The sequence below is a fragment of the Candidatus Neomarinimicrobiota bacterium genome, assembly GCA_041862535.1.
GTDB lineage: Bacteria > Fidelibacterota > Marinisomatia > SCGC-AAA003-L08 > TS1B11.
Window position 1 is genome coordinate 1 of sequence record JBGVTM010000091.1, and the last position, 11,229, is coordinate 11,229.

Genomic DNA, 11,229 nt, shown 5'->3' on the forward strand with positions numbered 1-11,229 from the left:
CATGAAGATCATCAGGAAGGCCATGATGAGGGTTACGCCGCCGCGAATCTCGATAAAAAAGCCTTTGGCACCCAAGGCGTAAATAAGGGCCACGATGATCATCGTACCGCTGATGTCCAGGTTTGACGCCATCCCGGAAGATCCCAAGACCCACCAGGGCAGGTTACGGTTGCCGAGGAAGTAGGCGTCGATCCCTTTCGCAGCCTTCCTCCGTAAGAATAAACCGACGAATACGATGGCCGATAAATAAAGGGCGATGATGGCAAAGTCAATCAGTTGCATATATGCTCCTTGTCTACTTCGAGAGACGTGACGCCACTAGCAAGCCCTGACGTGGGATAGCCTATTTCCTGAAAAGTACAAATGACCTTGGCCCCATAACCTGCCCACCATCGTTGGCGTGCGATAGCTCACCAACCGTAAAGAGCACTTCCCACTGGCTGGCATCGGCCAGTTCGAGGTCCTGGGGCTCGTCCGAATTATTTACTACAGCGACGAGAGCTTCCTCGTCGTTCCAGCGTGTAAAGCCAAACAGTTCCCGTTCATCATCAACCAGGATGGTCTGGTAGCTGCCCCGTCGCAGTGCTGAGTGTTTGCGCCGCAAGGCAATGGCAGAGCGGTAGAAGGCCAGTAAGTCATGGTCCGGAGCGACGGTATCCCGGGAACGTTCCCATCCTAAGGGATGTTCGGTTTCGTCCTCATAGATGATGTCATCCCACAGCATGGGTTTGCGGCAGCCCGGGTCATCCTCGCCCCACATTCCCACTTCATCACCATAGTAAATCATGGGCGCTCCGACGCAGGTCACCTGCAAGGCCACCATCAGTTTCTGCAGGTGCCTTTCTTTTTCCGTTGGTTTGCGGATATCATACCGCCCTGGATGCTGGTCAGGCCGGGCATGACGGTCATAGTTACGGTCGGGATTGTTAAGCATCGAGACCATTCGGTCAGTATCGTGGCTGTCGATCAGGTTCTGCAGCCTAAGGGAGGTATCAAAACCATAAGCCTTTCTGGCTTCCGCTAGCTGCTCATCAAAGGCGGAAGGCAGCAGCTTTCGCTCCTGACCACCGACGAAAGGCACTACGGCCATAGCGAACGGGTAGTTCATGGAAGACGTGAACAGATTTTCCCGAAGCAGACGGGGCTTGATACCCCAGATTTCGGCCGTAGTGAAGACATTGGGGTTAATCCGGCGCACGTGGACGTGCCATTCTTTCCACCACCTGGTGCCCATGTCTTCAACCACGTCGAGGCGCCAACCATCAACGCCGTCGGAGGGGTCCCCGTCACCATTGGGGTCCATCCAGCGGGCTACAGAATCAAATATATACTGCTTGGGGCCATCAACCATGGTCCCGTGCTCTTCGCGGATCTCCGGAAGCGTTTTTATACCCCACCATCCATGGTAGTCAAATTCATTTTCCGGTGTGTTGGGATCGTCCCACGCGGTGATTTCGAACCAGTCCGCGTAGGGTGAACGTTGCTGGTTCTCCATCACATCCTTGAAGGCGAAGTGACTGCGCCCGACATGGTTGAACACTCCATCAATAATCACATGCATGTTGCGGGCATGGGCTTCTGCCAGCAGCTTAAGGAAAAGTCTGTCCGCCTTGGTCCAGACCCAGGAGCTGGGATGCTCGGTTTCCTGAGCCTGCTCGACAAGGGCTTTATCACCGCCCGGATCAGGTCCGAATTGGTAATCGATGTGATGGTACGTGTTGCCATCGTATTTATGATGGGAGTCGGCGTCGAAAATGGGATTGAGATACAGCGCGTTCACGCCCAATCCGGCCAGGTAATCCAGCTTATCTATAATACCCTGCAAATCGCCCCCATATCTGCGATTCAGGTGCATCCAGTAGAAGTCATCCGGTCGTAGATTTTGCTCCCATGGCTGGCGGTGGTAAAAATCAGACCCCCAGGGATGCACCCGCCAGCCCGGTATGGCTTCAGGGCTGTCAAGGGGCCTAGTGGGATCATTGCCCGGATCACCGTTGCGAAACCTCTCAGGAAAAATCTGGTACCAAACGGCATCTGCCGCCCACTCTGGCGCTGCTGTCGGGTGGCGCCGAATGGTTTGACAGCTGACACATATACAGACTACAAGCAGGAATCCCACGAAGCCTGACTTTCGAAAGGATGGATATTTTCGCACGGGTACACCTTTTGACATTTGTGGTGATGAGGGATGGATAAGTTTCTGACGCATCAGGGCAAAGTCCATATATTATTACCGCTGACTGCGGCTCCTCCAGAAGAGGGTATGAGGCAACTTATAGCATGGGGGATTGGAAAACGGTGAAGGAGCAGCACAGGCAGTACCGGTTTCAATTGCGGAGGGTCACTGGATTCATTATCTTTGAGCGTCACTCTATTAAGAGTTACTACCCTTAGGTTTACCGCAAATATAGTCATGGGGTAGCCTTAATTGAAACTCTCTTGGCACAGGAATTTTCAGCCGGCATTCATCCTTGCGGTTATGGCGCTTTGCTATAGCGCGTGCAGTCGGGGGAGCCCTGATCCGGCGGTCGTGGTCGTCAACGGCGAGGCCGTTCGACTGGGCCAGTTCACCGAGAAGTATGAAAGTTTCCTCATGACAACATCCATCCCTGACAATCTGCGTTCGCGACACATATTTACCGATGCCCTCATTGATGAGGTCTTGTTCCTGGCATGGGCTGATTCCACCGGTCTCCTGAACAGTGCCAGGCATCAGCAAGAGCTGCGCGCTATTGATGAACAGCTACTTCTCAACCGGCTCTATCAAGAGCAAATCAGAGATAAGATTACCATTTCAGATCAATTATTTCGGGAAACTTACCGGTGGTCTAAAAGCGACCTCCATACCCGGCACCTATTTGCCAAGGATCGGCAGACGGCTGAGAACCTGTACCAGCGCCTGCTCGTGGGTGAAAAATGGGAGGACCTCGCCCGGGAAGCCTTCCGCGATCCCGTGCTGGCGGGTAATGGCGGTGATTTAGGATTCAGGCGCCTCGGTGATCTGGATCCGGCTTATGAAGTGGCGGCCTATCAACTGGCTGACGGTGAGATTTCACCTCCAGTGATGACCAGAACGGGGTATAGCATCATACAGGTCCTTGAGAGGGAATATGATCCCTTTCTTATTGAGGAAGAGTTCCAGGTTCAGAAAGCCAAGCTGCGGCGGATCATCATGTCATACTTGAAACGTCCCAGCGTCAGAGCCTATACGGATTCGGTGCTTGCCTCCCTTAACATCCAATTTCATCCGGAGGAACTGGGGCGGTTAATCGATCAGCTGGACCTCTTGACGACAGCGGCAGATGACTACCAGGTGAAGAGCTTGAATGCGCTGGTGGTAGAATTCGGTGAGCCGCGAGAGTCCTGGACCATCGGCCAGGCCCTGGACCGGCTAAGATACCTTTCACCCGGATATCAGCAGCAAATTGACGCGGAAGAGAATCTTAAAAGAGCTATTGCCGGCCTCATTGTCCAGGATCGATTACTGGCTGAGGCGCGGGCGCACAACTATGAGTCTGAGCCGGAGTTCCAGCAGGCTTCCCAACAGGCGAAGAAGAGCTATACGATCGTCCAGGTCCTGAAATACATCATTGATCATGCCCGGTTGAGCGAGGATGAACTCAGGAATTATTATGATCTGAATTCTGCCGAGCTAGCATCTGAGCCAAAATATGAAATCATGGAGCTTGTTCTGGCCGATCCCGATACGGCGGCGTTGATTCATCAATTACTCCAAGGCGGTTACAGGTTTGAAGAGCTGGCCCAGCGCTACTCCCTCAGGAAAGAGACGGCTGAGCGCGGCGGCTATCTGGGTTGGGGTACCATTGATCAGTTTGGAGGCCTCAAATCCGTACTCAGGGAAGCCGAGATTGGTGCTCTACTCGGCCCAATTAATCTTGGCGGAATGGATATTATAGTGAAGGTTCTTGATATCCAGCCATCGGCCGCACTTACACTTGAGGAGGCACGTCCGATAATCGAACATCGTCTTGCAACCCAGACCCGCCGGCAAGCCTATGAAAGCTTCCGTCACCAACTGCGGGAGAAAGCCGCGATACGGATCGACTCGACAGGCATACGAGAATTTGCTATAGTAGGGGAGAGTACATGAATACACATCTGCGCTTAATTATACCATTTCTAGCAGTCAGCATTGTTTCGATTTCTTTTGCCGGCACTACCGGTAAAGTGGCCGGGGTGGTAAAGGATCGGGAAACCGGCGAGCCGCTCATCGGTGCGAACGTGATCATCGATGGTACCACACTTGGAGCTGCCACCGATGTGTCCGGCAACTTTGTCATCCTCAATGTCCCTCCGGGTACCTATAACGTCCGCGCCATGATGATTGGCTACCAGACGATGGTAGCTCAAGGCATCATTGTCAGCATCGACCTCACCACGACGGTCGATTTTGAGCTTGGCGTGGAGGTGATAGGCGTTGAAGAAGTAACGGTCATCGCCGAACGGCCGGTGGTGGTCATGGACCTGACTTCTTCGGAGGCCCGTGTTTCCAGTGAACAACTGGAAGCCATGCCGGTCACGGAAATCTGGGATGTGCTGGCATTACAGAGCGGTGTAACGCAAGATGCTGGTGGAGGGATCCACATCCGGGGCGGTAGAAGCAGTGAAGTAGCCTATTGGGTTGACGGTATTTCCGTGACGGATGTTTATGATGGCGGTCTAGCGGTGGGGATCGACAACCATGCCATTAAGGAATTGCAGGTTATCAGTGGCACGTTCAATGCGGAATACGGTCAGGCCATGTCGGGGATCATCAACATGGTCACGAAAGATGGGGGAGACGATTATTCGGTTTCATTTACCGGATATGTAGGTGACTATTACAGCAAGGATAAGATTTATCGAGGAATTGACAAGCTGAACTTTGGCGACCCCGGTAATACTCCAGAGGCGGCTCGGATAGCGGATAGGTTGCCAGCCCTGGGTCAGCTAGGCAAGAAGCTGGACCTCCAGGCCAGTCTCAGCGGCCCGGTACCGCTCCTGAAAGGGCTGGCAACTTTCTATACCACCACCCGCTATTATCGCGATAACGGCTACCTGAATGCCCTGAATGTTTTTGACATGTATGAGGATACATTATTTGCCGTGTGGGAGAAGCCTAAAGATGACGGCGTATCCTACGAGGAGGTCGATCTTGTCGGCTACGGAGTCTACGGACTCTGGGCGGAAATTGTCCCTCTGGCGTGGCGAGAGAAAGTCACCTCCAACAGCAAACTGACCTTACGCCTCACGGACCGGCTCAAGCTGCGATTGAGTCTGCTTACAAGTGATGAGGTCTACCAGGACTGGAACCACAATCGCCAGCTGGTGCCCGATGCGGAACCATTCAAGTTTAATCAGGGACAGGACTTGAGTTTAGGAATTACCCACTCTCTGTCTGCGCGGACGTTTTATGAGCTGCGTCTATCGCAGTTCTATAAAGCGTTTCAGGAGTACCGCTTTGCCGATCCAGAAGACACCAGCTACATAGATTCCAATTTTTACTTCCATACCTTTATCGATGAGCGGCTCATCCCACAATTTTCTTTTGATACCTGGGGCATTTCGTTCCATCGGTTTAACCGGCAAAGCATCACCAATGTAGCCAAACTTGATCTGACCTCTCAAATCAATCGAACTCACCAGTTGAAGTTCGGGACCGAATATCGGCTGCATAACCTCACTCTGGATGATTATGATCTAACCGATGAGGACGTGACTGATACAGTGTTTACTATCAAGATTCCTGAAAAATCAGTGGCGAGCTTTAACCGTAGGTCCTATGACGTAGCCCCTCGGGAGCTATTCCTATACCTCCAGGACAAGATCGAGTATGAGAGTGTTATCATTAATGTGGGCCTGCGGTGGGATCACTATGATGCGAATGGATTTGAACCAACCAATGCAGCTGAGCCGTATATAGGGAATCCCAGATATGCGCCCCTCGATAGTCTGACAATTGAGCAACGGGAGAATATCGACTGGACGCCCTTCGCGGAGATTTATGACGATTCGACCTTGATTGGTGCTACCGGCTGGTGGTCGAAGACCAAGCCAAGGCAGCAGCTCAGTCCAAGATTTGGCATCGCCTATCCGATCAGCGATCAGGGTGTCATTCACTTTTCCTTCGGCCATTTCTTCCAGATTCCCACCTTCAATCGGCTATTCGATAATCCCGGGTATAAAATTCCTGAGACGACCGGAAGACACGGTATCTTTCCCAACCCGGCATTGAAGCCCCAGAAGACGGTGATGTACGAGTTGGGACTGCGTCAGGGATTTGGATATGATTGGAGCATCGATATTACCAGCTTTTATCGCGATGTGCGGAACTGGGTATCATCCGGCATACCTATTGAGCTCGGTCCGCAGAAGGTTGGTTCATACTACACCTACGTTAACAAGGATTATGAAAACGTTCGGGGCGTGACCATCAACCTCGATAAACGTTATAGCCGTATGTATGCAGTTAACCTGAGTTACACTTTCCAGGTGGCGGAGGGATCCAACTCGGACCCCGATGATGAGTTTGGAGCTATAACAGCAGGTGAAGAGCCGGTCCGCTCCATTATCCCCGTGGAATGGGATCAGCGTCACACTCTCAACGCAACTCTCTATGTGGGGACAGAACGATGGGGTGCGACGCTATTGGGACATTTCGGCTCCGGTTATCCTTATACGCCATCATTCATCATGGGTTCGCTCCTGGGACGCGATGTCTCCGTGGCTCTCGTCGAGAACAGTCGCCGGAAACCGGTGACTTACTCCTTCGATCTCAAGTTATTCTATAACCTACCTATCCGCGTCGCTCAGGCGCAGCTGTTTGTGAACGTCTACAATCTGTTTGATCGCCGGAATGCGCAGACGGTTTTCGGTGATACCGGTAAAGCGAATCGATCGCTTGAAGAACTATTAGCTCGCCAGACGGGACGGGAAATAGAACTCTATCGCCCCAATACTCTTACAGCTTTCTTTACTCGTCCTGATTGGTATTCACCACCCCGACAAATTCAAATAGGATTGAATGTTAGCCTGTAAAATGAACAGTAAGATTATCGCCTTTATTATCCCTCTCCTGGTCCTATCAGGGACGCTCACTGGTCAGCATGTGCCCAGCGATGAGCGCGGCGATCCCAACTTTCGCCGGCAGACGGACATCGACGGCAACAAGGTACGGACCTCGATCTTCAATTTCGGACTTACCGGCCGCACCGGTGCCTTGCCTGGCGAGATTCCCTACGAGTGGCCGATCAATACGGGCAAGCATTATATCGCCCTGACCGCGCTGTTCGTTGGAAGCGAGGTGATCACCGAGTCCGGCGAAGTGAAGCCGATGGTTACCGTGCCTTTAGGACGGGAAGATGACGCCGGCAACTCGATGAAATTTGAGCCGGTGCCTGAGTATCTGAACCTGGACTCGGATCGAATCGCCAAGAGTGATGAGCCGGAGACCTGGCCGGAGGTCTGGCCGGACAAGATGACCGACGAGCAGGACCCGGGTTGGCCGGGCTCCTGGAATGGCTTCTTCGGCAAGAACCAGTTCAACGCCGACCAGGAGATTTATTTCAAAATCTCCGATGACCGGAATTTCCTTAAAGGCTTCACATATTATCCTGACGCGACCGATTCGAGCCGGAGGGGAGCCGGAATCCTGTCGGGCGTGCGCGTCATGGAGTGGTCTCAGATTCTGGTGGAAGATGTCGTCTTCATTCTTTACGAGATCAAGAATGACGGCACCAAAGACCTGCAGAATGTCTCCTTCTCACTCTGGTTAGCCGATCTGGTTGGCGGTGACGGCGACAGCGGCGATGACACCCCGGACTTTGACTTGATCTACGATATTGCCTGGAGCAAGGATAATGATGGTATCGGAAATGAAGCTTTCGGCTCCGATCCGGTGGGCGTTGCCGCATCCGCCTACCTGGAAACGCCAGGGAACGCCATTGACCGTATCGACAATGACGGCGACGGTGAGCCCAGCGACAAAAAGGTTACCGAAGCCATGGTCGAATCGGAACTCTACTTCGACGGATTAGATGATAATTACAACGGCCTGATTGATGAGAACGAAGCTCACATCCCCTTCGCCGACCAGGAAGGTGTTACCTACGCCAACCGCATGGATGATAACGGGAATGCTGAGTCCGGCAGTCCGGTTGTCACGTCGGAGATGGTCACGGCGGCAGCAAGCGACGTGGCCGGAGCCCACAATCAATTTCAATGGCGCCGGTGGCCGCCCTCACCGGAATCCGACGCCTTCCAGAAAGGCCAGATCCACCTGATCATGGTGGAAGAGACCGATATCGGCAAGGCCTTCGCCGACGGCCTCGATAACGATGAGAGCGAGGAATATCCCATTGGCCAAGGAGCCGATGTGGGAGGGCCACGGGTGACGCAGGCGATGATCGATGCTGCCGCCCAGGACAATCCCTACCACCGCTACCGGGTGCCCGGGACAGGCATCATCCTGTATGATCTTGACTCAAGTGACGTTGGCCTGCGCTATGCCGACGGTATTGACAATGATGGCGACGGGGCGGTCGATGAAGGCATCGATGACGGTATTGACGAGATGGTGGACGAATCCAGGGAGGACTATATCGATAACGACTTCGATTGGAATCCTTTCCAGGACGATGTAGGGCTCGATGGTGACGAAGACAGTCCTGATATTGGCCAGAATAATGCCCGGCCCACTTCCGGTACGGGAACGACTCTTCCCGGCGAGCCCAACATTGACAAGACCGATGTTTCGGAGTCGGATCAGATGGGGTTGACTTCAGTGACCTATGACGCGGCCGGAACCATTCCTACGCGCCAGGATCGAACCCTGTGGATCTCCTATATGATGCCGGGTATCTTCAAGTTGCCACCTCCAGGAGGACTGACCGGTGATTTTGACCTGTTCGTGACCTCGGCGTTTTTTCCCATTGCCGCCGGAGAGACCAATCGCATCTCCATGGCCGTCTGCCTGGGTGAGGATGAAGCCGATGCTCAGCGCAATAAAGACGTCGCTCAAAAGACCTACGACGAAGACTATCAGTTTGCGAAACAACCGATACCGCCGCACGTGAAGGGCATCGCCGGCGACGGGAAGGTCACGCTCATCTGGGATGACGTGGCGGAAGGGTCCTTCGATTCCTATATGTATGGCATAGGCTCACCCGGATATGATTTCGAGGGCTATAAGATCTATCGGGCGACCGACCCGGCGTTTGAGGATGCTCTGGACATCACTGACGCCCAGGGAAACCTGACCTTCTATACGCCGATTGTCCAGTATGACGCCATCGATGGCATCGAAGGCTACCATGAAGTCGCTGTCAATGGGGTGCATTACTGGCTCGGGTCTGAGACCGGGCTGTTGCACAGCTATATCGATGAGGATGTGATCAATGGTCAGACCTACTACTATGCCGTCGTGTCTTACGACTTCGGCGGCGACTTGACCAATTTGATTCCGCCTACGGAATCCAACAAACGATTAGTCGTAAGTAGTCTTACCGGTGAGATCAGGAAAGGGCCGAATGTGGTGATCGTCACCCCGAATCCAGCAGCCGCCGGCTACGTCGAAGCCGACCTGGATACGCTGATCCTGGTTGAGGGTACCACCAGCAGTCGGATTACCTACGAGATCGTTGACCATTTCGAGGTCAAAGATCGCCACACTTATCGTGTGACCTTCGAGGACACCCTCAAGCCTAAAATCAAACCCAACGATCAGGATACTCTCACCACCAAGCATTACACTCTTGTGGATGTCACCAATTCGCTCAATCCGGATACGCTCATTGCCGCCAATCGACACCTGGAAAGCGACTATGAACAGCCCATTATTGACGGCTTTCGTCTGACTTTCTATAATGAGAGTTTCGTCATGATCAGCTGGGAGAAATCGCACTGGCAGAGCCAAAGGTCCGAACGCGACAGCCTGTGGCAATATGTGCTGGAGATCTATGGGGATCTCGCCAGACAGGGGGTTCGCGTACCGGCGGATTACCGCATTGAATTCAAGGAACCGGGGGCAAGTACATCCACAGAGTTCGAGCAAGTCTTTCCCGTTATCGGTACCAAGATCCTGCCCAGCATAGCCACCAACTTCGTGGTTAAAAAACGGGTAGGCGTCACTGGTGTTGACGAGGCTGACTGGGCCGTCATTCCGTATGGGTTCGGGGACATTTCCGGCGGAGATAGTATCCTGAATGCCGATGCGAGAGAAAATGATTACGTGATCTTCCTGGATGATACCAGCAAAGGCCCTCTGGGACCGACCTGGGTATTTAAGCTGAAATATCCCAAGCTAACTGAGCGCTATATTTATCAACCCACTGCTGGAGATACTGTCTTTCTGATACTCAACAAGCCGTTCCTGTCCAACGACGTATTAGAATTCACCACCCTTGCTTCTCATATTGACACAACACAAGCAAAGGACGTTCTGAAAGCTATCACTGTGGTTCCCAATCCATATCGGGTTGCCGTAGCGTGGGAGCCCAGAAATCCATATACCACCGGCCGGGGTCCCAGAGCCATTCACTTCCGGCACCTGCCAGCGATATGTACGATCCGGATATTTACGGTGTCCGGCGAGCTGGTGAAAGTCATCGAGCATGATGATGTAATCTCCAATGGCACGGCGATCTGGGACCTGCTTACCAAGGATAATCTCGCCGCTTCCTACGGTGTTTATGTGTACCACGTGGATGCGCCAGGCATCGGGCAGCATATCGGCAAATTCGCCATTATTAAATAGAGGATCAAAATGGGCCGCTTTACCAGAGTCTTCCTTATCATTGCTCTTCTAGGAGGTAGTATTAGCCGTGGAGCAGACGTAACGAAAGTCGGGACCACGGCAGCCAAGTTTCTGGCCATTGGGGCCGGTTCACGGGCCGTTTCCATGGGCGGAGCGTTTGTGGCCACCGCCGATGACGCCACGGCTATGTACTGGAATGTCAGCGGCCTAGCCCAGCTGAGCCAGCCGGAGCTGTTGGTGAACTATACCCGCTGGTTCGCTGACATCGTCTATGCTTACCTCGGCTTTGTCTACCCGTTAGGTCGGCTAGGCACTGTCGGGTTCAATGTCGTCTCCATGAGCATGGAGGAGATGCGAGTGACTGCTTACGGTGTCGAGGGCGACTTCACCGGTGAGACCTTCCGTGCCGGCAGCTATGCTATCGGGCTGTCCTATGCCCGCCAGATCACGGATCGCTTCGCCCTCGGTGGCAACGT

Annotated in this window: 6 protein-coding genes; 4 read left to right on the forward strand and 2 right to left on the reverse strand. The window is 53.2% G+C overall.

Translation table 11 applies throughout. The features are described 5' to 3' along the window. Together ACETWG_03615 and ACETWG_03620 are read right to left on the reverse strand one after the other, a co-directional pair. The coding region (locus ACETWG_03615) for a sodium:solute symporter (GenBank protein MFB0515675.1) at positions 1-282 on the reverse strand (282 nt) is incomplete at its 3' end. 61 nt (positions 283-343) lie between these two features. Continuing rightward, positions 344-2,155: a glycoside hydrolase family 13 protein gene (locus tag ACETWG_03620; protein MFB0515676.1), complete on the reverse strand. Its 1,812-nt coding sequence runs from the start codon at positions 2,153-2,155 to the stop codon at positions 344-346. 375 nt (positions 2,156-2,530) lie between these two features. Here ACETWG_03620 and ACETWG_03625 point away from each other — a divergent pair, with 375 nt between their 5' ends. The 4 genes from ACETWG_03625 to ACETWG_03640 form a co-directional block, all read left to right on the forward strand. Continuing rightward, positions 2,531-4,111 (forward strand): peptidylprolyl isomerase, encoded by a 1,581-nt coding sequence (locus ACETWG_03625; protein ID MFB0515677.1) that lies wholly within the window; start codon positions 2,531-2,533, stop codon positions 4,109-4,111. After that, positions 4,108-7,038, forward strand: coding sequence for a TonB-dependent receptor domain-containing protein (locus ACETWG_03630; protein MFB0515678.1), 2,931 nt, complete (start codon positions 4,108-4,110; stop codon positions 7,036-7,038). The genes ACETWG_03625 and ACETWG_03630 overlap by 4 nt, the downstream gene beginning before the upstream one ends. Before the next feature lies 1 nt (position 7,039). Beyond that, positions 7,040-10,753 (forward strand): hypothetical protein, encoded by a 3,714-nt coding sequence (locus ACETWG_03635; GenBank protein ID MFB0515679.1) that lies wholly within the window; start codon positions 7,040-7,042, stop codon positions 10,751-10,753. Between the two features lie 9 nt (positions 10,754-10,762). Beyond that, a partial coding sequence (locus tag ACETWG_03640) for a PorV/PorQ family protein (GenBank protein MFB0515680.1) occupies positions 10,763-11,229 on the forward strand: 467 nt, incomplete at its 3' end.

Bases quoted from the DNA above. Each gene is read 5' to 3' on its own strand.
- ACETWG_03630 (MFB0515678.1), top strand. From the start codon at position 4,108: ATGAATACACATCTGCGCTTAATTATACCATTTCTAGCAGTCAGCATT.
- ACETWG_03635 (MFB0515679.1), top strand. From the start codon at position 7,040: ATGAACAGTAAGATTATCGCCTTTATTATCCCTCTCCTGGTCCTATCA.